At 61.9% G+C, this 26,230-nt stretch carries 19 protein-coding genes; 9 read left to right on the top strand and 10 right to left on the bottom strand.

Annotated elements, in window-relative coordinates; genetic code table 11:
* The first annotated feature begins 232 nt into the window (after nucleotides 1-232).
* From NRB16_RS00095 to NRB16_RS00075, 5 genes are all read left to right on the top strand, one after another.
* A complete protein-coding gene (locus NRB16_RS00095) occupies nucleotides 233-1,528 on the top strand; it encodes an NCS2 family permease (RefSeq protein WP_253116164.1) in 1,296 nt (431 codons plus the stop codon).
* Complete coding sequence (gene trmA, locus NRB16_RS00090; protein ID WP_257105203.1) at nucleotides 1,525-2,610, top strand: tRNA (uridine(54)-C5)-methyltransferase TrmA; 1,086 nt, start codon at nucleotides 1,525-1,527, stop codon at nucleotides 2,608-2,610. Before NRB16_RS00095 ends, trmA begins: the two co-directional genes overlap by 4 nt.
* A gap of 415 nt (nucleotides 2,611-3,025) precedes the next feature.
* Nucleotides 3,026-4,303, top strand: coding sequence for an MFS transporter (locus NRB16_RS00085; RefSeq protein ID WP_257105202.1), 1,278 nt, complete (start codon nucleotides 3,026-3,028; stop codon nucleotides 4,301-4,303).
* A gap of 96 nt (nucleotides 4,304-4,399) precedes the next feature.
* Complete coding sequence (locus tag NRB16_RS00080; RefSeq protein ID WP_253116162.1) at nucleotides 4,400-5,275, top strand: neutral zinc metallopeptidase; 876 nt, start codon at nucleotides 4,400-4,402, stop codon at nucleotides 5,273-5,275.
* A gap of 4 nt (nucleotides 5,276-5,279) precedes the next feature.
* Nucleotides 5,280-6,269, top strand: a complete 990-nt coding sequence (locus tag NRB16_RS00075) for an alpha/beta hydrolase (protein WP_253142888.1) — start codon at nucleotides 5,280-5,282, stop codon at nucleotides 6,267-6,269.
* A gap of 94 nt (nucleotides 6,270-6,363) precedes the next feature.
* Here the strand turns inward: NRB16_RS00075 and NRB16_RS00070 are convergent, their stop codons facing one another.
* The 3 genes from NRB16_RS00070 to NRB16_RS00060 form a co-directional block, all read right to left on the bottom strand.
* Nucleotides 6,364-6,969 carry an HAD family hydrolase gene (locus NRB16_RS00070; protein WP_257105201.1) on the bottom strand — a complete coding sequence of 202 codons (606 nt, stop codon included), beginning with the start codon at nucleotides 6,967-6,969 and terminating at the stop codon, nucleotides 6,364-6,366.
* Nucleotides 6,966-7,835: an acyl-CoA thioesterase II gene (gene tesB, locus NRB16_RS00065; protein WP_045483782.1), complete on the bottom strand. Its 870-nt coding sequence runs from the start codon at nucleotides 7,833-7,835 to the stop codon at nucleotides 6,966-6,968. Before tesB ends, NRB16_RS00070 begins: the two co-directional genes overlap by 4 nt.
* Nucleotides 7,836-7,903: 68 nt before the next feature.
* A complete protein-coding gene (locus NRB16_RS00060; RefSeq protein WP_045483785.1) occupies nucleotides 7,904-8,473 on the bottom strand; it encodes a GNAT family N-acetyltransferase in 570 nt (189 codons plus the stop codon).
* A 107-nt stretch (nucleotides 8,474-8,580) separates the two neighbouring features.
* On the opposite strand from NRB16_RS00060, the gene NRB16_RS00055 reads away from it, so the two are divergent.
* Entirely contained in the window at nucleotides 8,581-9,501 is a 921-nt protein-coding gene (locus NRB16_RS00055; protein ID WP_257105200.1) for a histone deacetylase, read from the top strand.
* Between the two features lie 15 nt (nucleotides 9,502-9,516).
* On the opposite strand, the gene mmsB is transcribed toward NRB16_RS00055, so the two are convergent.
* Nucleotides 9,517-10,404, bottom strand: coding sequence for a 3-hydroxyisobutyrate dehydrogenase (gene mmsB, locus NRB16_RS00050; RefSeq protein WP_045483791.1), 888 nt, complete (start codon nucleotides 10,402-10,404; stop codon nucleotides 9,517-9,519).
* Between the two features lie 370 nt (nucleotides 10,405-10,774).
* On the opposite strand from mmsB, the gene NRB16_RS00045 reads away from it, so the two are divergent.
* The gene (locus tag NRB16_RS00045) at nucleotides 10,775-11,293 is read left to right on the top strand and encodes an Hcp family type VI secretion system effector (RefSeq protein ID WP_045483794.1); all 519 of its coding nucleotides are present in this window, start codon (nucleotides 10,775-10,777) and stop codon (nucleotides 11,291-11,293) included.
* A gap of 39 nt (nucleotides 11,294-11,332) precedes the next feature.
* On the opposite strand, the gene NRB16_RS00040 is transcribed toward NRB16_RS00045, so the two are convergent.
* The gene (locus NRB16_RS00040) at nucleotides 11,333-12,754 is read right to left on the bottom strand and encodes a M20 family metallopeptidase (protein WP_257105199.1); all 1,422 of its coding nucleotides are present in this window, start codon (nucleotides 12,752-12,754) and stop codon (nucleotides 11,333-11,335) included.
* A gap of 179 nt (nucleotides 12,755-12,933) precedes the next feature.
* Here NRB16_RS00040 and NRB16_RS00035 point away from each other — a divergent pair, with 179 nt between their 5' ends.
* Nucleotides 12,934-13,923, top strand: coding sequence for a LysR family transcriptional regulator (locus tag NRB16_RS00035; protein WP_084709856.1), 990 nt, complete (start codon nucleotides 12,934-12,936; stop codon nucleotides 13,921-13,923).
* Here NRB16_RS00035 and NRB16_RS00030 read toward each other — a convergent pair.
* The 5 genes from NRB16_RS00030 to recC all read right to left on the bottom strand — a co-directional run bounded on the left by NRB16_RS00030 (nucleotide 13,853) and on the right by recC (nucleotide 26,015).
* Nucleotides 13,853-15,088 carry an OprD family porin gene (locus NRB16_RS00030; RefSeq protein ID WP_257105198.1) on the bottom strand — a complete coding sequence of 412 codons (1,236 nt, stop codon included), beginning with the start codon at nucleotides 15,086-15,088 and terminating at the stop codon, nucleotides 13,853-13,855. The two genes, NRB16_RS00035 and NRB16_RS00030, sit on opposite strands and share 71 nt — an antisense overlap.
* A gap of 138 nt (nucleotides 15,089-15,226) precedes the next feature.
* Nucleotides 15,227-16,516, bottom strand: a complete 1,290-nt coding sequence (locus NRB16_RS00025) for an MFS transporter (RefSeq protein ID WP_045483800.1) — start codon at nucleotides 16,514-16,516, stop codon at nucleotides 15,227-15,229.
* Nucleotides 16,517-16,798: 282 nt separating this feature from the next.
* A complete protein-coding gene (recD, locus tag NRB16_RS00020) occupies nucleotides 16,799-18,868 on the bottom strand; it encodes an exodeoxyribonuclease V subunit alpha (RefSeq protein WP_045483803.1) in 2,070 nt (689 codons plus the stop codon).
* Nucleotides 18,865-22,554: an exodeoxyribonuclease V subunit beta gene (gene recB, locus NRB16_RS00015; RefSeq protein ID WP_257105197.1), complete on the bottom strand. Its 3,690-nt coding sequence runs from the start codon at nucleotides 22,552-22,554 to the stop codon at nucleotides 18,865-18,867. The genes recD and recB overlap by 4 nt, the downstream gene beginning before the upstream one ends.
* A complete protein-coding gene (gene recC, locus NRB16_RS00010) occupies nucleotides 22,551-26,015 on the bottom strand; it encodes an exodeoxyribonuclease V subunit gamma (RefSeq protein ID WP_257105196.1) in 3,465 nt (1,154 codons plus the stop codon). The genes recB and recC overlap by 4 nt, the downstream gene beginning before the upstream one ends.
* Here recC and NRB16_RS00005 point away from each other — a divergent pair.
* Nucleotides 26,014-26,230: hypothetical protein (locus NRB16_RS00005; protein WP_257105195.1), on the top strand; the 217-nt coding region annotated here is incomplete at its 3' end. The genes recC and NRB16_RS00005 overlap by 2 nt on opposite strands.

The raw sequence follows: 26,230 nt of genomic DNA, 5'->3' as shown, positions 1-26,230 counted from the left end.
ATAGAAAACCACAGGCGCTCAGAGGGTGTTTACAAAATAGGCGAACGAAGGCAAGACAAGGCGAAATCGGGCGAAAAAGCGCAGTGTACATTCAGTACCTGAGCATTTTTAGGTCGATTTCAACGCAGTATTGTCGAGTGCAGCCATTTTGTAGACACCCTCTCAGCCCGGACTGTGTTTGGCTATTGGTATCGAATCATTCACGGCACAGGCCAGGTCCTCGGAGCCCGATATGCTGGAAAGGCTGTTTCAACTAAAAGCACACAACACCAACGTGCGCACCGAGATTCTCGCGGGCGTCACGACCTTCCTGGCCATGGCCTATATCCTGTTCGTCAACCCGAGCATTCTCGGCGAGACCGGCATGGACAAGGGCGCACTGTTCGTTGCCACTTGCCTGGCCGCAGCGATTGGCTCGGCAGTGATGGGCCTGGTTGCCAATTACCCGATCGCCCTGGCGCCGGGCATGGGCCTGAACGCGTTTTTCACCTACACCGTGGTCCTGCACATGGGCCATACCTGGCAGGTCGCGCTGGGCGCGGTGTTCATCTCGGCGGTGATGTTCTTCATCCTGTCGATTTTTCGCATTCGCGAGTGGATCATCAACAGTATTCCGCTGGCTCTGCGCTCGGCCATTGCCGCGGGCATCGGCCTGTTCCTGGCGCTGATCGCCCTGCAGAACGCCAAGATCATCACCTCGCACCCGGTCACCATGCTCAGCCTGGGCGATCTGAAAAGTCCGGCGCCGATTCTTGCCACCCTGGGCTTTTTCCTGATCGTCGCCCTGGAGCGGATGCAAGTGCGCGGCGCAGTTCTGATCGGCATCCTGGCGGTCACTCTGGCGTCCATCGTGCTGGGTTTCTCGCCGTTCGGCGGGCTGGTGTCGATGCCGCCATCGCTGGCGCCGACCTTCCTGCAACTGGACATCATGGGCGCGCTGGACGTCGGTCTGGTGAGCATCATCTTTGCCTTTCTGTTCGTCGACATCTTCGATAACTCCGGCACTCTGATCGGCGTCGCCAAACGCGCCGGCCTGATGGGCAAGGACGGCCACCTGCCGAAAATGGGCCGGGCGCTGATCGCCGACAGTACCGCGGCCATGGCCGGTTCGCTGCTGGGCACTTCGACCACCACCAGTTATGTCGAGTCGGCAGCCGGTGTCAGCGCCGGTGGACGGACCGGCCTGACCGCGATCGTGGTCAGCGTGCTGTTTCTGCTGGCGCTGTTTTTCGCGCCACTGGCCGGCAGCGTGCCCGCGTATGCCACCGCACCGGCGCTGCTGTTCGTGGCCGTGCTGATGGCCTCGGGCCTGGCGGAAATCGACTGGGAGGACATCAGCGTAGCGGCGCCGGTGGTGATTACCGCGCTGGCCATGCCGTTTACCTATTCCATTGCCAACGGCATCGCCTTTGGCTTCATTTCCTGGACGGCAATCAGGCTGTTGTCGGGACGCGCACGCGAGCTCAATGCTGCGCTGCTGATCCTGTCGGTTCTGTTCGTCATCAAGCTGGGCTGGTTCAACGCATGAGTGTTTCCTTCGACCCCGCGAGCTACGAGCTGCAGCTCGCTGAAAAAGCCGCCCGCCTGCAAACGTTGCTGGCGCCTTTCGACGCACCCGCAGCCCAGGTGTTCGACTCGCCCCGCGAGCATTACCGGCTGCGCGCCGAGTTTCGCCTGTGGCTCGAAGGCCAGCAGCGCCACTACGCGATGTTCGCCCCCGGCGACAAGCACACGCCGATCCTGCTCGACGGCCTGCCCATCGCCAGCCAGCGCATCAATGAACTGATGCCGCTGCTGCGTGACGCCTGGCAGACCAGTCAGGCGTTGAGCTACAAGCTGTTTCAGGTGGACTTTCTGACCACGCTGTCTGGCGACTCGATGATCACCCTGTGCTACCACCGTCCGCTGGACGACACCTGGCAAGCGGCCGCCGAACAGCTGGCGGCGCAACTGAAGGTCAAGCTGATTGGCCGTTCTCGTGGTCAGCGGCTGGTGATTGGCCAGGACTACGTGACCGAGCAACTGCAAGTGGCCGGGCGTACCTGGCGCTACCGTCAGCCTGAAGGCGCGTTCACCCAGCCCAACGGCACGGTGAACCAGAAGATGCTCAACTGGGCACTTGAAGCCATGGGCCAGCGCGACGACGACCTGCTGGAGCTGTACTGCGGCAATGGCAACTTCACCCTGCCGCTGGCGACCCGGGCGCGCAAGGTGCTGGCGACCGAAATCAGCAAAACCTCGGTGAATGCCGCACTGGCCAACCTGGCCGACAACGGGGTGGACAACGTGACCCTGGTCCGGCTGTCTGCCGAAGAACTGACCCAGGCGCTCAACGAGGTGCGGCCGTTCCGCCGCCTGCACGGCGTAGACCTGAAAAGCTATGAATTCGGCACCGTGTTCGTCGACCCGCCACGGGCCGGCATGGACCCGGACACCTGCGAGCTGACCCGACGCTTCGAGCGCATTCTGTACATTTCCTGCAACCCGCAGACCCTGGCGGCCAACATCGCGCAATTGCACGACACCCACCGGGTCGAGCGCTGTGCGCTGTTTGACCAGTTCCCGTATACCCACCATATGGAATCCGGGGTTTTGCTGGTGCGTCGCTGAGTTTTTGGAGGGCTTCTGAAGGCGGCCTGAGCCGTATCGATTCTGTAGGAGCAGCTTCAGCTGCGAATCTAAAGCTGCAAATCTTTCGTTCGTAGCAAGGATCTTTGCCGCAGTTGTCTGAGCCTCAGGTTCCGCCCCGACGGGCGGGTTCCTTTGATGCGCCAAAGGAACCAAAGCGCTTGCGACGGCTAGTCCCGCTTCAAGCGGGATTCCCTCGCTCCGGCGCCGATTTGGCGTTCGGCGTCGTCTGTGCCATCTCGGCTCGAAGATCAAAAGCAGAAGCGACAACATCGGCATCGCTAGTGAACTTAACGCTACATCCGCGACCAAGGTCGCGCTTGCTTCAATAGGCAGCTACCTATCATTTGCGGTATAACGCGTACTCGCTTATCTGCCGCGTGTGTGGGTACCTGCCTTGAGTTGCGAATCACCTGCTTCGACTTCCACTTCATCGGGTCTGGCTCGTCAACCCGGATTTCTTGCGTTTCTGTTCGCCCGGTTGCTGGCCATGTTCGCCATGCAGATCCAGGCCGTGGTGGTCGCCTGGCAGGTCTACGACCTGACCCGCGATCCGATGGCGCTGGCCTATGCGGGCCTGGCGCAATTCATTCCCATGCTGCTGTTGTTGATGCCGGCCGGCGACCTGATCGACCGCTATGATCGCAAGCTGATCCTGATTCTGAGCTGGATCGTGCAGGCGCTGTGCGGGGTCATCCTGCTGCTGTTTTCATTCTTTGACCTGCATGACGTGCGCCTGGTCTACGCCGCGCTGGTGCTCTACGGCGCTGCACGGGCCTTTACCGGCCCGACCCTGCAGAGCCTGCTGCCACAGATCGTGCCCCGCGACCGGCTGGCTTCGGCCATCGCGACCAACAGCGTAATCATGCGCTGCTCCACCGTAGCAGGTCCGCTGATCGGCGGCGCTCTGTATGCCTTGGGCGGCGCGGAGCTGACCTACTCGGCCTGCGTCGCCGCGTTCATCGCCGGCATCCTGCTACTGCCACTGGTGGCCACCCCTTACGCCGAAGCCCGCGCCCCGCTGGAAGGCAGCGGCTGGCAGCGCTTCACTGCCGGGATCGCCTTTATCCGCTCGCGACCGATTATTCTCGGCACCATTTCCCTTGACCTGTTCGCAGTGCTGCTCGGTGGCGTGATTGCGCTGTTGCCGATCTATGCCCATGAGGTGCTGCACCTTGGCCCACAGGGGCTGGGAGCGTTGCGCAGCGCCATGAGCCTGGGTGAGCTGGTCACCGGTGTGTACCTGAGCGTTCGGCCGCTGGACCGTCATGTGGGCCTGACCATGTTCATCGCCGTGGGCATCTTTGGCCTGGCCAATCTGCTGTTCGCACTGTCAACGCTGTTCTGGCTGTCGTTCGTGGCACTGCTGATCGCCGGGGCAGCCGATATGGTCAGCGTCTACATTCGCTCATCGCTGGTGCAGTTCTCCACGCCCGATGCCATGCGCGGGCGGGTCAATGCGGTGAACATGCTGTTCATTGGTTCGTCCAACGAACTGGGTGAATTTCGCGCCGGCACCAGCGCCTCACTGATCGGTGCGATCCCGGCGGCGATCACCGGTAGCCTCTGCACGCTCGGCGTCGTAGGCGCCTGGATGGCCGGTTTCAAGAGCCTGCGCCGGGTCGACCGGTTTGCCGATGCCGCGCCACAGCAAACCGCCAGTACCCTGAAGTGACCGACGGGCTGGCGCAGCCCGATTACACCAGCAACACTTGTTTGTCAGGCCGTTCAAAAACGTCAGCAAGGCCGGTTGTTTGTCGAGGGCAGTTGTATGTTGTGGAAAAAAGGCCGACGGAGCGACAACGTGGTCGATGCTCGCAGTGACCGTAGCGGCATGCGGGTCGGCGGCAAGGGGCTTACCCTGGGCGGGGTAGCCCTGATCGTAGTGTTTGGCCTGATCACCGGCCAGGACCCGCTGCAGATTCTTGGCCAGATCACCGGGCAACTGGGGCAACAGAGCGCACCGCTCAGCCCCCAGAGTCAATCCACTCTCCCCACTAACGACCCGCAGACCGAATTCGTGCGCGCCGTGCTCGGTGATACCGAAGACAACTGGCAAGCCGTGTTCAGCCAGGCAGGCCGGCAGTATCAGGAGCCCAAGCTGGTGCTGTTCAACGGCCAGGTCAATTCGGCCTGCGGCTATGCCACCTCGGCCACCGGGCCATTCTACTGCCCGGCCGACCGTAAGATTTATCTCGACCTGGATTTCTTCCGGGAAATGTCCCAGCGCTTTTCAGCGGCCGGCGATTTTGCTCAGGCTTATGTGATTGCCCATGAAGTGGGTCATCACGTACAGACCCTACTGGGCATTTCCGCCAAGCTCCAGGCCGCGCGCCAGAGCGGCCGACGCCTTGAAGGCAGCAGTGGCCTGCTGGTGCGCCAGGAGTTGCAGGCCGACTGCCTGGCCGGGGTCTGGGCACACAACGCGCAAAAGCGTTTGAACTGGCTGGAACCGGGTGATATTGAAGAAGCCTTGAATGCGGCCAACGCCATTGGCGATGATCGCCTGCAACGCCAGAGCCGCGGCCATGTGGTGCCCGACTCGTTTACCCACGGAACATCCGAACAACGGGTGCGCTGGTTCAAGACCGGCTTCGCCCAGGGCAACATCAACCAATGCGATACCTTCGCCGCCAAGAGCCTGTGAATAAATGATCAAACCGTTGTTGGCCCTGTTGTTGAGCAGCACTGTTCTGAGCCTGAGCGCCCATGCCGAAACCCCTCCCGCAAAATCCCTGAGCCCGGACCGGCTGGCGATCAACGGCGCGCAGGCCACCCTGGGGTTAAGCCAGGAGTGGGTCCACCCCAAACCACAGATCCAACGGGTGGTGATTGTCATCCATGGCCGCCAGCGTAACGCCCCGACCTACCTGCGCAGCGTCGAGCGCGCCGCCAACCAGTCCAAAGAGCGCAGCCGCACGCTGTTGATCGCCCCGCAGTTTCTGGATGAAAAAGACATCGCGGCCCACCACCTGGCAGACAATATTCTGCGCTGGCATGAAGACGACTGGATTTCCGGCAGCCGCTCGGTGGGCAGCAAGGCGGTCAGCTCCTTTAGCGTGCTGGATCACATTCTCAAGCGTCTGAGCGACGACAAGCTGTTCCCCAACCTCAAGGAAATCGTGATCGCCGGGCATTCGGGCGGCGCGCAGATGGCCCAGCGTTATGCATTGCTCGGCGGTCGTGAGGAGGCGCGGCTGAAACAGGCGCACATTCGTCTGCGCTACGTGATCGCCACGCCCTCGACCTATGCCTGGTTTGACGCAGAGCGGCCGGTGGCCAACCCGGCAAGCAACTGCCCGGGCTTCAACGACTGGAAATACGGCCTGGAAAAACTGCCGCCCTACGCCGCCAAGGTCGAACGCGCCAGCCTTGAGAAAGCCTATGTGCAGCGTGACGTAACCTACTTGCTGGCGCTACAGGACAACGACCCGAACCATGTCTCGCTGGACAAGAGCTGCGCTGCCCAGGCCCAGGGCGCTGATCGGCTGACGCGCGGGCATAACTACTTCGATTACCTGACCAAACGCCACCCTACGGGCCTGAACCAGCGCATCGTGCTGGTGCCGAACGTGGCGCACAACGGCGATGCGATCTTTACCTCGCCGGAAGGTCAGGCGGTGCTGTTCAAACCGCTATAAGCCCGGAACCCGTAGGGGCCCGTAGGAGCCCGTAGGAGCCACTTCAGTGGCGAAAACCTTGATCCCTTCGCCACTGAAGTGGCTCCTACGACGCTCATGAATCCAGCATCGCCTGTAACGCTGTGCAATCGGCGGCATGCCAGTCGGTCAGTTCCGGCCAGGGATTGTCCGGTACATGGTCGGGCAGGTTGACCAGCACGGTGCGGGCGCCCGCCGCGCGGCCACAATTGAGGTCGTGAACGTAGTCGCCGACCATCACCATGTTCTGCGGCGCGACATCCCAGGCGCTGGCCAGTTTGAGCAGCCCGGCCGGGTCGGGCTTGGGGGTGGCCTCGTCGCGGCCGAGGACGTCCTGCACGGCAAAACAGTCCGCAATGCCAATCGCCGCCAAAGTGATATGCGCCAGCTCGCGGGCATTGCGGGTCAGGATGCCCAGCCGGTAACCGCGCCCGGCCAGCTCGCGCACCAGCGCCACCGCACCGGGCGCGGCTTTGGAACCTACCGCCAACTCGCGCTCGTGCTCCAGCAGCCAGGCGTGTTTGGCCGCGGCTTCGTCTGCCGGCAGGCTGGCCAGATGGCCGAGAATGTCGGCCTCGGGCGGAATGTCCAGGGCGCGCTTGATGGCCAGGAAATCATGCACCGCCAGTGTCAGGGTGCCGTCCATGTCGAACACCCAATGGCGAATCTCGCTCAGTTTCATGCCCAGTCCTTGCGATGACGAATCAGGCCTTCCTGGCTGACCGAGGCCACCAGTTGTCCGGCACGGTTGTACACGCTGCCACGAGAGAAACCACGGGAGTTGCCGGCCCACGGGCTGTCCATGGCATACAGCAGCCAGTCGTCAGCGCGCAGGTCACTGTGGAACCACAGCGAGTGATCCAGGCTGGCGACCTGCATATCGCGTTGCCACACCGTCTTGCCGTGGGGCAGCAGCGAGGTGGTCAGCAGGTTGAAGTCCGAGGCATAGGCCAACAGGTATTTGTGCAGCGCCGGGACATCCTTGAGGGTGCCATCGGCGCGGAACCAGATGTACTTGACCGGCTCACCCGGCTTGGGATCGTAGGGATCTTCAGCCGTTACCGGACGAAACTCGATGGGCTTGGGGCAGAGGAATTTTTCGCGCATCGCTTCGGGGATCAGATGCGCGCGGCGAGTCAGCAGTTCAAGCTCGCAAGGCAGGTTTTCCGGACCGGCAATCTGTGGCATCGCCGCCTGATGTTCGAAGCCTTGCTCGTCGTACTGGAACGAAGCGCTGCAGGTGAAGATCGGCTTGCCCTTCTGGATGGCGGTGACGCGCCGGGTACTGAAGCTGCCGCCATCGCGTACCCGATCAACGTGATAGACCACCGGCAACTGGGCATCACCTGGGCGCAGGAAGTAACCGTGCAGCGAATGCACATGGCGGTCATCTTCTACGGTCTGGCTGGCCGCCGACAACGACTGGCCCAGCACCTGGCCGCCGAACAGCTGGCGAAAGCCCAAGTCCTGGCTACGGCCGCGAAACAGGTTTTCTTCGATGGATTCCAGCGTCAGCAGATCGACCAGATCTTCCAGCACTCGGCTCATTCATGACTCCTTGCACACAGAGGTTGCGCGTTCAAACGCGGCTATAGAGCCCAATGATACAAAATCCTTCAGCCTTGCAGGGTCGAAAGCCACTGCTCACGGTTGATGCGGTACAGCACATGGGGTTTGAGCGGATGATTATCGGCCAGCGCCGGATGGTCAAAATCACCCTGCAGGTCGGCGTGCATGCCGATGGCCTGCATGACTTTCTGAGAGGGCAGGTTGCTGCGCGCGGTAAACGACACTACCTGATCCAGCCCCAGCCGCTCAAAGCCACAGCCCAGTGCCGTCCAGGCCGCCTCGCTGGCAAAGCCCAGCCCCCAATGCTCACGCGCCAGCCGCCAGCCAATTTCCACGGCCGGGGTAAACGGCGCCTCGAAGTCCACCACCAGCAAACCGGTAAAACCGATAAACGCACCGGTGTCCTTGCGCTCCAGCGCCCACAGGCCGAACCCCAGCTCGGCAAAGTGCCCGCGCAGGCGGCCAATCATCGCGGCGCACTGCAAGCGGCTCATGGGCTCAGGGAAGTAGCGCATCACCTGCGGGTCGGCACACATGGCGGCAAAGGCCGGCAGGTCGTCGTCGCGCCATTGGCGCATCGTCAATCGCGGGCTATCGAGCGTGAGTATCGGTTCCATCCGTCATGTCTCCGGGCCATCTTCAATCATCGCGGCAGTGTAGTTGCAACTGTGCGATCAGTTAGGTTACTGGCACTATCGCGGTTTGACCCTGATGCTAAAGAAAAATGCCACTGCCGCTGATCTACCACGACGATTACAGCCCGCCCTTCCCGGCCGACCACCGTTTCCCGATGGACAAATTCCGCCTGCTGCGCGATCACCTGGTCGACAGCGGCGTAACCACTGACGCGCAACTGCTACGCCCTGAGCTATGCCCGGCGGATATTCTGGCCCTTTCCCATGAACCGGCCTATATCCAGCGCTTCATGAGCGGCGAGTTGTCCAGAGAGGATCAACGCCGTCTCGGGCTGCCGTGGAGCGAAGCGCTGGCGCGCCGCACAGTACGCGCGGTGGGCGGCTCGCTGCTGACCGCCGAACATGCCTTGCAACACGGCATGGCCTGTCACCTGGCCGGCGGCACGCATCATGCCCACTACGATTACCCGGCAGGTTTCTGCATCTTCAATGACCTGGCGATCATCAGCCATTACCTGCTCGGCAGCGGTCGGGTGGGCAAAGTGCTGATCTTCGATTGCGACGTGCATCAGGGTGACGGTACGGCCCGGCTGCTGGCCGATACCGATGATGCGATTACCGTGTCGCTGCACTGCGAGAAGAACTTCCCGGCGCGCAAGGCACAGAGCGACTGGGATATTCCACTGCCCATGGGCATGGGCGATATGGACTATCTGAAGGTGGTGGACGACACGCTCAACTACCTGCTGCCGTTCTACCAGCCTGACCTGGTGCTTTATGACGCCGGGGTCGATGTTCATGAGGACGACGCGCTGGGGTATCTGAAGCTCACCGATCAGGGGCTGGCGGCCCGTGACGAGGCCGTGCTGCACCATTGTCTGGGCCGCGATATCCCGGTAATGGGGGTGATCGGCGGCGGCTACAGCAAGGATCGCCATGCCCTGGCAAAGCGGCACGGCATCCTGCATCACAGCGCCCGCAAGGTATGGGACGAGCGCGGCCTGGGTTAATCAACTACGGCAGGGTCAGTGGCGGCTCAGATAACTCTCGATGATCGCGGAAAAATCCCGCCCGCCTTCGCCCCGCTGGCTCATGGCCTGAAACAACTGCTGGGCCAGCGCCCCGAGCAATACCGGCTGATGGGCAAGCCGCGCCGCTTCGGTGGCCAGGCCCAGATCCTTGAGCATCAGGTCGGCGGCAAAGCCACCGGTATAGCCTCGTGAAGCCGGTGCGGTCTCGACGATACCCGGCCAGGGGTTGTAGCTCTGCGAACTCCAGCAACTGCCGGTGGAGCTGTTGATGACCCCGGCCAGCACCTGAGTATCGATACCCAGTGCGTTACCCAGGGCCATGGCTTCGCTGACGCCGATCATCGAAATACCCAACAGCAGGTTATTGCACAGCTTGGCGATTTGCCCGGTACCCACCTCACCGCAATGCACGATATTACGGCCCATCTGCGCCAGAACAGGCTTGACCCGCTCGTAGTGCTGAACCGAGCCGCCGACCATGAACGTCAGCGTCGCGGCATTGGCCCCTGCCGTACCGCCGGATACCGGAGCATCACCCACTACCACGCCCTGGCTGGCGGCAATCGTGGCGATGTCGCGGATGCTCTGCGGGTCAATGGTGCTGCAGTCGAGCGCCGGGGTCCCGGTAGCGATACCGGCCAAGATACCGTTCTCGCCCAGAAACGCGCTGCCTACATGCGCCGCCGCCGGCAGCATGGTGATCACCAGGTCACTGCCTTGCGCCGCGTGCCTGGCAGAGTCTTTGATGTGCCCGCCCTGGGCTGCCAGCTCAGCCAGGGCGTTAGTGTCGAGATCGAACAGATGCAAATGATGCCCGGCCTTGAGCAGGTTACGGGCCATGGGCGCGCCCATGTTACCCAGGCCGATGAATGCGATTTTCATTGTTGTTCTCCATTGGCGTGCACAGCAGCAAGGCTTGCTCATCGAGCTACTGCGGGCAGCAATTGTGCCTTCCCTTCGAATACTAGCTCACCGCCTTGATGCGCAAGGCTTGCCGCCAGCCTGTGGATAACCCTGTGGATGATTTGCTGGAAAGCTGTATACGCAGGAGCGGAGAGGGACGCAAAGAACTGCGCAGTGCGGTGCTTAAGGATGCGCGATTTTTGCTTGAAAATACGCCAGAAAGCTTCCAATAAAAAGTTAAGACATTGATTTATAAGAAATTTAAACGAAAGGCACGCTTCTTGACTTGTGCATCAGGTGGCCTCGCCGAATGACTCGGCGGGCACTTGAGCCTGCAAGGAGAACCTCCATGGCTACACCGGCCTATATGTCCATCACCGGCAGTAAACAAGGGCACATCACCAAAGGCGCTTCCACCGCTGACTCGGTGGGTAACAACTATCAGGAAGAACATGAAGACCAAGTGCTGGTCCAGGCCTTCAGCCACAAGATCAGCCTGCCCACCGACCCTCAGTCCGGACAGCCCGCCGGGCAGCGGGTCCATGATGCGGTGTGCATCACCAAGGTGTTCGACAGGGCTTCACCCTTATTGCTGGAAGCCCTGACCAAGGGCGAGCTGCTGCCCGAGGTTGAAATCGAGTGGTACCGCACCTCCAAGTCCGGAACCCAGGAGCATTACTACACCACCCATCTGGTGGACGCGATCATCGTCGAGATCCGCGACTACATGCACAACTGCCAGGACCCTGGCAGTGCCCACTTCACTCACCTGCAAGATGTCTACATGACTTACCGCAAGATCAGCTGGACCCACAAAGTCAGCGGCACCTCCGGCTCGGATGACTGGCGCAAACAGAAGACCGACTGATCGGCAGGCTCATCGGCCCGTCGTGCGGGCCGATGCACCTCAGGCAGGCAATCGGGCGCGCAGCGCCTGGGCCTGCTCACCCAGATCCCAGAACAACCCGGCCGCCGCCTTGAGCCCTTGCTCAACGATGCTTTCCAGCAAATGCTCGTCCGGCGCGTGCTGCTTGCAGGAGGGATAAGAGTGCGGCAGCCATACCGTCGGCAAGCCCAGTACATCAGCGAAGCAATGGTTGGGGATGGTCCCGCCCAGATTCGGCAGAATACTCACCGGCTCGCCCAGGCTGGTGCTGACTGAGCGGCTGACGAAGCCGACCCAAGGGTGCGCCGGGTCGAGCCGGGTCGCCGCATAGCCGCCATCGATCTGCACCTGCACCTCGGTAAAACCTTGCTCATCAAGATGGCGACGCAGGTTATCCGCCAGCCCCTGCCAGTCGGTGCCCTGGACAAAACGTAACTGGCAGACCATTTCCGCCCGGCCAGGAATCGCGCCAATCACCTTGACGGTACTGCCCGCAGACATCCCCACCACTTCCAGGGTATTGCAGCCGAACAACTTCTCGCCCACGCTCAAACCGGGTTCACCCCACTGCAGATTGAGCTGCGGGTCGAAGCTTTCACCACCGACCGGCAGATCACGCACCAGCGCCGAGACCGACTCACTGATCGGTGCCGGGCGCAGAAAGTCGGCCTGCAATTGCCCGCTGGCCGATACCAGGCTCGCCAGCACATGGCCCATGACAATCGCCGGGTTGGTGATGATCCCGCCCCAGTTGCCCGAATGACGACTGCCATTGCCGGTGTCCAGGCTCAGACGGAACTGGCACACCCCACGCGAGCCGAGAAACAGCGTCGGCAGGTCATGACGCACCCGCGGTCCGTCAGAGGCCAGGAACAGATCCGCAGACAACGCCTCGGCATGCTCACGGCACGCTTGCTCCAGCCCTGGCGAGCCCACTTCTTCGCTCATTTCGAAGATGACTTTCAGGTTGAACCCCAACTGTCCCTGGCGGACCTGCAGCACCGCATCCAGCGCGGCCAGGTTGATACTGTGCTGGCCCTTGTTGTCGGCCGTTCCACGCCCATAAATGCGTCCGTCCTTGATGCTCGTGCGCCATGGCGCAGTGCCTTGCTGCCAAAGCTCATCCTGGCCACTGGTGACGTCACCATGGCCGTAGCTGAGCAAGGTCAGCAAAGCCGGGTCTTCAATACGCTCAGCCAGCAATAGCGGCGGTTTGCCGGCCTGCGGGTTGTCGATGATCCGGCAACTGAAGCCCATGCCCAACAGCACCGGCTGCAATTCGTCGTACAGATAGGCGTGCAGTGCTGCGCTGCAATCAGGGTTCTGGCTTTCGGTACGCTGGGCGACACGGCGGTCAAGGATTTGCAGGAACGCACCACTGCTGTAGTGCCGTGCGGCCAGTTCCAGAGCATGTTCACGTGAGCAGGCAGAAGAGATCGACATATCAGGTTCCTTGCTATCAGGCATTGGTCGTCGGGCGCGACCAGCAAGCCCTCGACCGAACAGTGCCGCAGAGGTTAACGTGGCAGCCTGAGTTGCAACAATTATCAAGTTCTCAATTCAACCTTGTCTTTTTTGCAAGCCAGCCTTGCACTTGCCTGAAGCATCAATGGAGCCGCGCCATGCATGACCTGCCCTTGCGTTACTTCCACAGCGTGGCCAGGACCGGCTCGCTCTCGGCTGCTGCCGAGGAGCTGCACGTGGCCGTTTCGGCGGTCAGCCGACAGATCAGCAACCTGGAAGAAAACCTCGGGCTGCAATTGTTCGAGCGCAAACCGCGAGGCATGCAACTGACCGAGCCAGGCGAAGTGCTGCTGGCCTACGCCAACCGCAATCAGTTGGAAGTGCGCAACGTGATTGCCGAGATGCGCGGCCTCAACACCCTGCAACAGCACACCATCACCCTCGCCTGCCCGGAAGGCATGGCCTGGGAATTTCTGCCACGGGTGTGCGCGCAGTTCCGGGCCTTTCATCCAGGTGCGAGTTTCGATTTACAGGTGGTGGACGCCGCAAGGGCCTCGCAACTGGTCAAGGACGGCGTAGCCGACATCGCGCTGACCTTCAGCCTGACGCCGACCCTGGGGGTGGAGATTTCGCTCAGTTGCGACTCGCCGATCAGCGCGCTGATGCCTGTCAGTCACCCGCTGGCGAGCAGCGAATCATTGACCGTGCAGGAACTGGCGCAGTATCCACTGGCCCTGCCGCATGCCGGGTCGACCATCCGCTATCTGTTCGACATCGCCTGCAACCTGCACAGCATGAACATTGTGCCGGCCTACGCCAGCCACTCTCTGGGCGCGATCTATAACGCGGTTCGTCACTCCACGGACGTGATTGCCTTGTGCGGCGCCGCCACCGTCAGCGGCACCGCCGCGCGTGACAACCTGCTGCTGGTGCCGATGAGCGACCCGCAATTGCGCCAGCGTAGCCTGCAGGTGCAGATCATGGCCGGGCGCAAGCTGCCGGTGCTGATCCGTTATTTCCTGAGTTTTCTGGAGGAACAATTGGTCAGCGTCAGCCAGCCCCCCGAGCCGGATACGCCTACCAGAAGTTCACGGAGTAAGTCAGGGCCAAGCGGTTTTCTTCGTAACGCGAGGATTCGCGCACGTTGACCCCGATGTTCATCCAGTTGGCCCCGAACCCCTTGAGCGGCCCGCTCTGCACCACGTAACTGAGCACTGAGGTGCGTTCGGTCTCGTGGCTCTGCTGGCCCAGATCAATGTCGTTGCCCTCCATCCAGCGCGCCATCCACTTCAAGCCCGGCACGCCCACGGCGGCAAAGTCATAGTCATAGCGCAGTTGCCAGGAACGTTCGCCAGGCTTGACGAAGCCCAGCGCCGACCAGTTGATCAGAAACGGCGCCGGCGCGTAGTTGTTAAAGGTCGGGAACGTGTCCAGGCCCAGCATGCGCTGGTAACCGGCCCCCAAGGTATGGCCGTTTTTGCTCAGGCTGAGCATCAGGCCATAGGTGCGATTATCCACCCGGCCAGACAACGCTTGGCCCTGCTCGCGGGTGTTGTAGTAGCGCACATCGGTCTTGAGCGTGAAACCGCCGCCCAACGCAGCCTTGTGCACCAGCCCCAGGTAATGCTGGCGGTAGATGTCCTGCAGTTGTGCGTAGAAATACGAGCCGGACAACTGCGGGGTGAACGCATAGGTGGCGCCAGCGAAATCCAGACCGTCGCTGGCTTGCGCCGGGGTATCGCCCCACAGGTACAGGTCTTCGCGTTCGGAAGACTCACGGCCGGTGATGCTCCAGAGCCGCCCGGCTGTCAGGGTCAGGTCTTTGACCTCCCGCGACTCAAGCACCGCGCCCTCGTAGCGGGTCACCAGTTGCCGGGTCGGGTCGTAGGACACCACTGGCAAGTTCGGCCGCTGGTCACCGATGCGCAGTTCGCTCTTTGAATAGCGCAACTTCACCGCCAGGTTGGCCCGCCCGTAATCCTTGACCGGGCTGCCATCGGTGCTGACCGGCAGCACACCATCGGGCGAGCGGCCTTTGCCGCCATCGAGCCGATAGGCAAAGTCGGCGCCCAGGTCCAGACCGAACTGGATCGGTGTGTCGGTGTAACCGGACTTGAACTGCAAGTCAAAGCCCTGCGACCAACTGCCGGTGCGTGACTTGGGCGCATTGGCCTGTTTGAAATCGCGGTCGACGTAGAAATTGCGCAGCCCCAGGGTCAGGTGGCTGTCATCGAGCAGGTCGGCCCGGGCAGGGCCTGCGACGCACAGGCCGACGCTGGTGAGCAGTGCACAGGTAAGGCGCAAATCAGACATGGTCCACTCCAGAATCTTCAGGTGATTGGCGGCAATCAGCGAATCGTTGGCGTGCGAGTCCTCGCCCGTCACGACCATGGCGGGGCAAGAACAGGCAGGAGGTGGGGTGGCCCGGCCAAACGCCGGGCCAGGTGGCGATCAGTTGCGTTTGAGTTGCCGGGTAATGGCCAGCAAGGTGATCAGGCTGAGCAGACCGGTGACCAGCAGGTAGAAGCTCGGTGCAAGCTTGTTGCCGCTGGCGCCAATCAGCCAGGCAACAAAGAACGGTGTGAAGCTGCCGAAGATTGTGGTGCCGATGTTGTAACTCAGCGCCATACCGGTGGCCCGCACGCGGGTCGGGAACAGCTCAGCCATCAGCGCGGGCAGACCGCCGAAATACACAGCCTTCAGGACGCTCATCCAGAACAGCACCGCCAGCAACGCCATCAGGGTCGGCTGCGCTGCCAGCCAGGAGAACGCCGGGTAGATACTGGCGATGAACACCAGCGCGGCCCAGAACATGATGCGGGTGCGGCCAAACACATCGGAAAGGTGACCGATGAAGGGCGTCAGCACGGTCAGCACCAGGCCACTGAGCAGCGTACCGGCAAAACCGATCGAGGCGGTCAGGCCCAGTTGCTTTACCGCATAAGTGGGCATGTAGATGATCACGTAGCTGACCGAGGTCGACAGCACCAACGCGCCAATGGCGAGCAGCATGCGGTACTTGTGCTGCCTGAACAGCGTACCGGCCGGTGCGTGCTCGGCTTCGCTCTGCTTGAACTCGCCGGCTTCTTCAATATGCCGCCGGATGTACAGCCCCACCGGGCCGATCAGCAGGCCGAACAGAAACGGAATACGCCAGCCCCAGGACTCCAGTTGGTCGACGGTCAAGGTCGAGCTGAGCAGCAGACCGAAGCCCGATGCCAGCAGGCCGCTGATGCCCTGGCTGGCAAACATGAAGCTGGAGATCAGCCCTTTGCGCTCTGGCGCATGCTCGACCAGCAGCGCCGTGGCACTGCCGAATTCGCCACCGGCAGAAAACCCCTGGATCAACCGCGCGGTAAAAATACCGATGGGGGCCAGGATACCGATGGTGGCATAAGTGGGCATGATCGCGATCAGCAAGGTGCCGAGCATCATCAGCCAGATGGACACCAGCATCGCAGCTTTGCGTCCGACCCGGTCGGCGTAGGAGCCCAGCACGATCGCGCCCAGTGGGCGAATCAGGTAAGACACGGCAAAGGTGCCCAAGGCCAGCAGCAATGACACGGTTTCATCGGCGGCAGGGAAGAACAGCTTGGAAATGGTCATGGCAAAGAAGCCATAAACGATCAGGTCAAACCACTCCAGGGCGTTGCCGATGGAGGAAGCGATGACCAACTTGTACAGCTTGCTACGGGGCATGCGGCCGGCCAGCGGTTGGGTCGTCATCTGCGCAGTTGTCATTATTCGAAGCTCCAGCAGGTAGTCGGTGACGTGGCGGGAGGAAGGGGGCGTCATCCTTGAAAATCGATGGTAGGGACCTGCCAGGTTTCCCACAATTATGCATTTCAGAAGCAAACGTTGCGTTCAAGGCAAAACGCATCTGCTACATTTTGGCCGCTTGAGCGATATTAGTGCCCGCAGGCCAGCGAGCGGCGGCAAAGGCCCGAACTGAACGCCACGGCAATCAGCAGGCCGGCAAGAAGAGGCCAGGGCGCACAGCGCATGCACCCTGGTTTGGCGGGGTTACAGCTCCAGCATCAAGCCGCTCAAACGCTTGACCTTGCGTTGCAGGGCCTGCTCAAAAACACCCTGGCGTGGCTCGATCAGGCTGAACCATTTACGCGCACGGGTGATGCCGGTGTAGATCAGTTCTTTGGTCAGCACCGGGTTCAAGGCATCGGGCAGGATCAGTGCAGTGTGGGCGAATTCCGAGCCCTGGGACTTGTGCACGGTCATGGCATACACCGTCTCGACATCGTTGAGCCGGCTAGGCAACACAAACCGCACACCGCCGCTGCCGTCGTTGCGCGGGAAAGCCACCCGCAATACCTGACGCGTCTCACCTTCGCGCTCCGGTACCCGCAAGGTGATGCCGATATCGCCGTTCATCAAGCCCAGGCCATAATCGTTGCGGGTCATCAGCACCGGGCGGCCTTCATACCACAGCTCGTCGTCGATCAGGCCGGCACTGAACAAGGCTTGGGTAATACGCTGATTGAGCCCTTCGACACCCCACGGGCCTTTGCGTACCGCGCAAAGCAACTGGAACTCATCGAACGCCTGCAACACCGAGCGTGCCCATACTGTCCAGCACTCATCGAGCAGATCGGCGCCCTCTGTCGGTCTCTCGATTGCCAGCACGTTCAGGTAATGCCGGTAACCTTGCGGGCTGTCAGCGCCTTCGCCGAGCCCCTCCAGTGCCAGGCGCTCAAAACTGCGATCCTGCTCGTTCTTCAACAAGCGCACATGCAGGTCGGAATGGCTGTTGGCTGCCAGCAGCTCGCGCGCCCTGGCATGTTCCTGCCGATTGACCAGCCGAGCCAGTTGGCCAATGCCGCTGCCCTGGCCGAAGCGTCGTGAGTGCCGCAGCATCACCACCTGCTGGGCTAACGGATGCTGCTGCCCATCGCCTTCCTGCAGGCCACTGCTGGCCAGGCTTTCACCGCTGACCGACTCCAGCCAGGCCCGGGTATGCGGACTGTACAGGCCAATTTCGGCGTCGCGACACAAATCGCCCAATACCGCACCCGCTTCTACCGAAGCCAATTGGTCCTTGTCACCGAGCAGCACCATTCGTGCGTGTGGCGGCAAGGCATCGAGCAGGTTGGCCATCATTTCCAGGTCGATCATCGACGCTTCGTCCACCACCAGTACATCCAGCGGTAGCGGATTACCGGCATGGTGACGAAAATGCCGGGTGCCGGGGCGGCTGCCCAGCAGGCGGTGGACGGTGGTGACCTCACTGGGGATCTTCTCACGCACTGCCTCATCGACCTTGAGCTGTTGCACTTGCTGGCTGATCGACTCGGTGAGCCGCGCCGCGGCCTTGCCGGTCGGCGCGGCGAGCCGGATGCGCAGCGGCTGACCACTGGCCACTGCCGGCGCCTGAAGCAGCGCCAGCAGGCGTACCACCGTGGTGGTCTTGCCGGTGCCTGGGCCGCCGGTGATGATGCTGAACGCCTTGCGGGTTGCCAACGCGCAGGCCAGTTTCTGCCAGTCGATCTGCTCGCCGGCCTGACCAAACAGCGCATCCAGGCGCGTGCGCAGGTCGGCCGGCGTCGCCTCCTGCTCAGCCAGCCGCTGGTGCAACACCGCATCGATACGCCGTTCGTAGTTCCAATAGCGGCGCAGGTACAGACGCCGCCCGGCCAGCACCAGCGGCCGCTGCCGGTCTTCACCTGGTGCCAGAGCGACCAGTGCGCTGTGCTCCAGAACCTGACACCAGGCGGCGCCGTCCAGGCCGGCCAGCAGTTGTGACGGCAGCAGCATCGGGCCGCTCTGCACGTCACCTTCCGGCGGCAGCGACAGGGCGAAGTCAGGCGCCTTGAGGGTCTCGAACAGGTCCAGGCACACATGACCATGACCTAACTGGTGACTGGTCAAGGCTGCCGCCAGCAGTACCCGCGGGTCGGCGTGCGGATCAAGGCTGGCCAGAAACGCCACGAATGCCCGGTCCAGCGAGCGCAGCCAGCCACGCTCGCTCCAGCGGTCAAGCAGCATCAGCAGGTGATCGACCCGCGCCAGCGGCGCCAGGCCAGTCAGGCTGTCAGCCTGCAGCGGGGTAGGCAGTAACTGGGCAAGGGTACGGCTCATGCGGGCTCTCCTGACTCAGCCGGGATGGGTAACAGGCCCTGAAACAGCAAGTCGAGGCTTTCGATCAACTCGCGGGGTGGGCGGGTGAAATACCCGCCCTGCCCCGGCGCCCGGTTACCGCGCAAGAACAGATACAGAGCACCGCCCATGTGCAGGTCATAGTCGTAGTCGGCCAGGCGCGCCTTGAGCTGACGATGCAGCGCCAGCAGGTACAGCACGTATTGCAAGTCGTAACGGTGTTCAAGCATCGCCGTCTCCATGGCCGCCGGTGTGTAGGCGTCGTCATCGGCACCCAGCCAGTTGGATTTGTAGTCGGCCACGTAGTAGCGCCCTTCATGCTCAAAGGTCAGGTCGATAAAGCCTTTGAACATGCCATTGAGCGCGGCAGGCTGCAGCGGAGCACGGGGCAGGTTGTGGTGGGTATGGCGGCGTACCAGCTCATCCAGCCGCAGCACATCGACCTGACGACTGGCGAACCAGAACTCCATCTCGATCCGGTACTGATTGGGTTGCTCAAGGCCGCTCAACGAGGCATTGCCCGGCAACGGCAATGGCATCTGTAACAGGTCCAGCAGCCAGTCGCTGAGCGGTTTGATCCAGCTGTCCCAGCCGCGCCGGCTACAACGCCGCGCCACGGTGTCGCGTACGCCTTCGGGATCACTGGCCGTCAGTGCAAAGCCCTCTTTACCGGCCCATTCCAGCAGGCCATGGAGAAAGGTGCCTGGATTCGGCCCGCGCGGGAAGCGATGAATGTCGGTAGCACCCGGTACTGCTTCACGGGCCGCTTGCGGGTCAGGACGGTCGTCGTCGAACAGCTTCTGGGCCAGCGCCGTGTCCGGCGCGCTGTCGCTGCCAGTGAGCATGCCATCACCAATGCGCAGCGCACTGTAGGAAGCAATCCACCAGTTTTCAGCCGCCTTGCGCCGAGGCGTCAGCGGCTTGAGCAGCGCGGCCTGATTACGTGGCGCGCTAAAGCGCTCTGCGCAAGGCTCAGGGAGTGGCTCCAGCAACATGGCCGGGCTGTCCTTGACCAGCGCATTGAGCCATTCACCCAGTTGCGCGCTATCGCTCAGTGCAGCACCACCACCGAGCAGGTAGCCCAGCGCCGAGCGATGCAGTTGCGAGTTTTTCCCGGCGCCGCGCTTGAGGTCGGTGACGCCCAGCCAGCACGCGTGCTCAGAGCGGGTCAGCGCCACATAAAGCAAGCGCAGGTCTTCAGCCAGGCGTTCGTCGTCGGCGCGCTCGATCAGCTCTGCGGTCGGTTGCAGGCTGATCCGCGCCAAGCCGTCATCATCGTGAAACTGTAGCGGCAGGCGACTGCCATCCACCGGTTTGCTGGAGCAGATGAACGGCAGAAATACCAACGGGTACTGCAAGCCCTTGGATTTGTGGATGGTCACCACCTTGACCAGTTGCTCGTCGCTTTCCAAACGCAGGATCTGCTCTTCACCGGCCTGGCCGCTGAGCATCAACTGCTCGCCCAGATGGCGAATCAGCGCCTGCTCGCCATCCAGTTCAGCGGCGGCCTGTTGCAGCAACTCGGACAAATGCAACAGGTTGGTCAGCACCCGCTCGCCATCACTGCGGGCGATCAGGGTCTGCGGCAACTGGAAGTCATGCAGCAGGCGACGCAGCATCGGCAGTACGCCCTGATAGCGCCAGACGTTGCGATAGCCACGAAACTGCATCACCCGCCGCTCCCAGGCCAGTTCGTCCTGATTCAGCCGTTCCAGTTCGGTCAGTGGCAGGCCGAGGGTGATGCTCGCCAGTGCGCCACGCAGGGTCCGTTCGGCATCCGGTTCGGCACAGGCCTTGAGCCAGGCAAGCACATCATGGGCCTCTTGGGCGGCGAACACCGAGTCTTTATCCGACAGGTACACGCTGCGCACCCCACGGGCGGCCAGCTCGCCGCGCACCGCCTGGGCCTCTTTGCCATCGCGTACCAGGATCGCAATGTCTGCTGGCAACAGCGCGCGCAGCGCCTCGCCGGGGCGGACAAAACCGGCTTCCCCGCGCTGACCGGCATTGAGCAAGCGGACGATCTCACTGGCACAGGTCGCCGCCAGTTGCTGTCGATAGGTTGCACCGGAGACGGGCTGATCGTCACAGAGTTGCCAGATGGTCAGTGCCGTGAGCGGCTGGCCGGCAAGCTCCAGACGCTCTTTGCGCCCCTGAGCCAGCGCCGGGGCAAAGGGCACCGGGTTGTCATTGCCGTGGCGAAACAGGAACGCACCGCGCCCGCTGTCTCGCTGCTCGGCGCGCATGAACACCTGGTTGGCCGCCTCGACCATGGCGACACTGGAGCGAAAATTGGTGTCCAGTGTATGCCAACGGCCCGCAGTGGCTTTACGGGCGCGCAGGTAGGTGTAGATATCAGCACCGCGAAAGGCGTAGATCGCCTGCTTGGGGTCGCCGATCAGGAACAGACCGGTGCTTTCGTCGTTTTGCTCCAGACGATAGATACTGTCAAAGATCCGGTACTGCACCGGGTCGGTGTCCTGGAATTCATCGATCAGGGCCACCGGGAACTGCTCACGGATCAGGGTCGCCAGGCGGTCACCGCCACCGGCACTCAACGCAGCATCGAGGCGCAATAACATGTCGTCGAAGCCCATTTCGGCACGGCGGCGTTTTTCGCTTTCAAAACGCAGGCTGACCCAGCGAGCGGCATGCTGCAATAACTGCGCATCGGGGGTCGGCAGGTCGTCCAACTGACGCTTGAGAGTCAGCATGGCATCAAGTGCCGGGTGCGTCGGCGGGTTACTCTTCCAGGATTCAGCAACGCCGTCAGGCGTCAGACGGGTAAAGCCGGTACCCAGATCAAGGTCGACCTGATCCTCGTCCTGCGCCCAAGTAGTGAGTTTGTCGAACCAGGGCTTGAAGTAACGCTCTTGAATCTGTCGGCCATTGACCTGCTTGGCCGCCACCGCCTGGGTGAAGATCGTATCCAGTTCCTGTGCCCAGGCTGCCCAGGGTGCCTTGAGTGCCCGCAGCGCGGCACGGCGCCGCTCCAGTGCCTCAGCGATCAACTGCGCAGGCTCTTGTTCCACCACCGGGTAATCACGACCGAACAGGCCGCGCACCCGTGATAACAGCGCATTCGGCCCGCCCCAGTGGTCCCGCACCCAGTCCAGTGCAACGCCATCCATGGGGTAACAAAAACGTCGCCAGTAATCGCGCAGCACTTCGCCGAGCAATTCACTGTGGTCGGTTTCCAGACTCTGGGTAAACAGGCTGCCGCTGTCGAAGGCGTGCTCACGCAGCATGCGCTGGCACCAGCTGTGAATGGTCGAAACAGCCGCTTCGTCCATCCATTGCGCGGCGATATCCAGCCGGCTCGCGCAGCCGGGCCATTGCTCAGGCTCGAAGTCGCTGCGCAGTTCGGCGATCAAGGCATCGGGGGCCGGGATCTCGTCGCGGAAAAAACGTGCCGCTTCAGCCAAACGGGTACGAATCCGGTCACGCAGTTCCTTGGTCGCGGCGTCGGTGAAGGTCACCACCAGAATCTGCGGCGGCAACAACTCACGGCCAAAGCCGGTCAACTCGTCACCATGGCCCAGTACCAGGCGCAGGTAGAGCGCCGAAATGGTGAACGTCTTGCCGGTGCCGGCGCTGGCTTCGATCAGTTGGCTGCCACGCAGCGGAAAGCGCAGCGCCAGGGGGCGCGAGGTCAGGGAGCTATTCATTGACCGGCCTCCTCGCCCTGCCAGGGCGCATCGAACAAGGGTTTGTACAGCGACTCACACCAGCCGGAAAAGAGCTCGCTGTCTTGCAGAGCGGCAAAATCCGGGTATTGGCGCAACAGTGCCGTGCTTTCGGCGCGTTCGCCGTTAGTGTTCTGACCATCGCCTTCATAAGCTTTACGCGCCGCAGCTTCAGCCTTGAGATCGTCGCCGGCCTGAGCCAGCCAGGCAAACGCCGTCTTGGCGGCGACCGGTAACGGATGCTGCATACCGTTGAGCCAGCCGCTCAACAGATAACCCAGGCACTCACGGGCGGCGTCTACCTCCAGAGGCGGCAACAGCAGGGTTTCATCGCTGGCCACCAAGGCGGTGGTGAGGCTCAGGTCACAAGCCGAAGCCGCCAGATGATTGACCCATGGACGGATCAGACGATGCCATTTGCGGGTCTTTTGCGAGCCGATGGCATTGGGCACCACGGTGACCGCCAGCAACTGACCTTGAGCATTGCGATGCAAGCCGCCCAGCCAGCCTTCAAGACGCACCTGGCGGTACTCGAAGCTGACCGGCAAAGCGCTATGGACCGGCTCAGGCCAGCGGCTGAGCAATGATTGATAACGTTGCAGTACATCCGGTAACGGCGCGATCAGTTCGGCCTGCATTGAGGTGCCGAACCCGGCCATCGGCAACAGACCGCTGCCCTGCAAGCGTTGCGCCTGGGACTGCATGGCCTGGTCGCTGTTATCCAGGTCGAGCAGCGCCGCAGCCAGCAGGCTTTCACTGAGCCCATAGCGTTGCAGCGCATCAAGCACGAACGGCTCTTCATCAGCCAGTGGTGCCTGGGCCTGATCGAAGAAAATTTTCAACCGCTGGGTATAGAAATGCTTGACCGGATTACGCAAGAAATCCTGCAACAGCGCCAGCGTCAGCGGCTCTTGTGGATCATGGGCAGACAATTGGGTCTGCTCCAGAGGCGCTGCGTCGCCGCTGTGCAGCGCCTGCCACTCACGGGCAAAACTGAAGTAGCCATAACCTTCATGAAAATACCGGGCACTGAACGGCTGTAGCGGATGGGCCAGGGTCAGCGCGTTGAGCAGAGCTTCACCGCTCGTCAGGTCAGACTCGTCCTGCGCGAGTCGCCAACCACTGGCCAGGTGATCACGCAGTTGGCCGATCAGCACCGAAGAGGGCCGCTCGCTGTTGTCCCGGATGCTGTGGCCGACCCAACTGATATACAGCTGGTCACGGGCCGACAACACGGCTTCAAGCAACAGATAACGATCATCCTCGCGACGTGAGCGGTCACCGGGGCGGTAATCACTGCCCATCAGGTCGAAGTCCAGCGGCGGCTGCGCGCGCGGATAGTCACCGTCGTTCATGCCCAGCAGGCAGACCACCTTGAACGGAATGGCACGCATCGGCATCAGTGTGCAGAAGTTGACCGAGCCGGCGAGGAAACGCTGCGACAGACGCCCTTGATCGAGACCGGCCAGCCAGGCTTCGCGTACCACCGTCAGCGGCAATGGATCGAGCAAACCGACTGACTCACAGGTCTGTAGCCAGTCCTCACGGAGGTTCTCCAACTGCACCAGCAGGTAGTCATCGTGTTCGCTCTGCGCCTGGAAAAACACCTGAATGAGGTTCTGCAGACGCACACCCCAGTCCTGCGCAGTGGCCTGCGTGGAAAGCTCGGCATGCGCCACATCCAGCGCATCAATCAAGGCCACCAACGGGCCGATCAGCGCGGCGTCCAGGCCGCCGATTTCATCGTAAGGTTCGATGTCCTGAAACGCGGCGCCGGAGCCTACTGCATACCCCAAGAGCATGCGCTGTAAGCCAAATTGCCAGCTATTCTGCTCCAGCGCCTCGGGCAATCCGAGACCTTCGCGCTGACTGGCATCCAGCCCCCAGCGCACACCGGCGCCTTCGATCCAGCGATGCAGGGTCGGCAGGTCACGCTCCTTGATCCCAAAGCGGGCACGCAGCGCCGGGACATCCAGCAGGTCAAGGATTTCACTGACCGGAAAACGGCTGTCGGGCAGCTTGAGCAAATGCTCCACCGCGATCAGCAGCGGCTCGCGACCACGCTGGCCCTGGTCTGCCAGGGTGAAGGGGATGAAGCGTTTGTCGTCGCGCTCAAGCTGGCCGAACACTGCGCGGATGTGTGGCGCATAGCTGTCGATGTCCGGGACCATGACGATCACATCGCGGGGGCGTAACTGCGGATCTTTGCTGAACCGGGCGAGCAACTGATCATGGAGAATCTCCACCTCGCGCTGGGCACTGTGGGCCACATGAAAGCGGATCGAGCGGTCTTGCAGGGTATCGACTGCGGGCCATAGCTCACGGGTTTCGTCCAGCGGGCGCAGTTCCAGAATATCGTCCTGCAACTGGCTGAGCATGTGGTGTGGCTCGCCCTCGCTGAACAGGTCAATGCGCTCGTCCTTGAAGCAGAAACGATAGCTGTGCGGGTTGTCGTGACTGTCCAGCAGGTTGATGTAATCACGGCCTTGCTTGCCCCAGGCTGCGAGCAACGGGTGCGCGTGCTGATGCAAAGTCTGTGGATCAAGCACCTGAGGCGTACCGGGTTTACGTGCCTGGCGCTTGTATTGGTGACGCAGCAGGTCTTTGTCAGCGACGATATCGGCCCAGTGGTGCCGACACGGGTTATGCACACACAGCAGCACCTGACTGAACCTGGCCAGACCGGCCAAAGCCTCCAGCGCCTGGGCCGGCAACGATGAAATACCAAAGACGATGACCCGTGGCGGTAACCCCGGCACCGCATCGGTCATGGTCTGAACCCGCTCGATGAAACGCTGATGCACTCCGGCACGGCTCTGGGCCATACCGGCAACACCGACATCGTGCAGCAGGGCGCGCCACAGTTCGGCCTGCCAGATATTGGCCGGGTTCAATGGCTTGATTTCGCCGCGCACCGAACGTAACTGATGGCGACCGGCAGCCCAGTCTTCCAGCCAGTCGGCGCGATACACCTGATACTGGTCAAAGAGGTCAGCGAGACGCTCGGACAATTGATAACGCTTGCGCAGGTCGGTGTCTGCGGTCAAGAACCGTTGCAGCGGCTCGAAGTGTGGCTGATTGATCAACTCCGGTAGCAACCGCATCAGCCGCCAGGTCAGGGGCGCCTTGTCCAATAGAGAGGTCTGCGGGATCTCGTCGCGGCCCAGTACGGCGCGGTAAAGCTGCCACATGAAACTGCCCGGCAGTTGCACATCGATAGCGGCGGCAATGCCGCAACCGCCGAGGTCGTCATCCTCGGTATCTTCGGCCAGGGCAAGCTTGAGCCATTGCGCGATCCCGTTGCTCTGTACCAAGGCAATTTCATTCTCCAGCGGCGCCAGAGGGTAACGCCGCATCCAGGACACCACCAGGCTGCGCAACTCATCCAGTCGATTGCCATGAACCACCATGAAACCGGCGTTCAGTGAGGTAGTGTGTGGCATGCGTGCATCCCTGACCTATTGGAAGAATAGCCAAGCGCGCACCATAAGGGCTAAGCAGGGCAGCGTCCAGTTGCAACAGCTTCGCGAGCAAGCTCGCTCCCACAGCGATTTTATTTCGCGCAAAGCAAAACCCCCGATCGCAGAGCGATCAGGGGTTCTGTGTTTGAATCTTGACGATGACCTACTCTCACATGGGGAAGCCCCACACTACCATC

This window comes from Pseudomonas sp. LJDD11, assembly GCF_024584215.1.
GTDB lineage: Bacteria > Pseudomonadota > Gammaproteobacteria > Pseudomonadales > Pseudomonadaceae > Aquipseudomonas.
The sequence above is the reverse complement of the archived record's forward strand: the minus strand, read 5'-3'. Positions and strand labels throughout refer to the sequence as shown.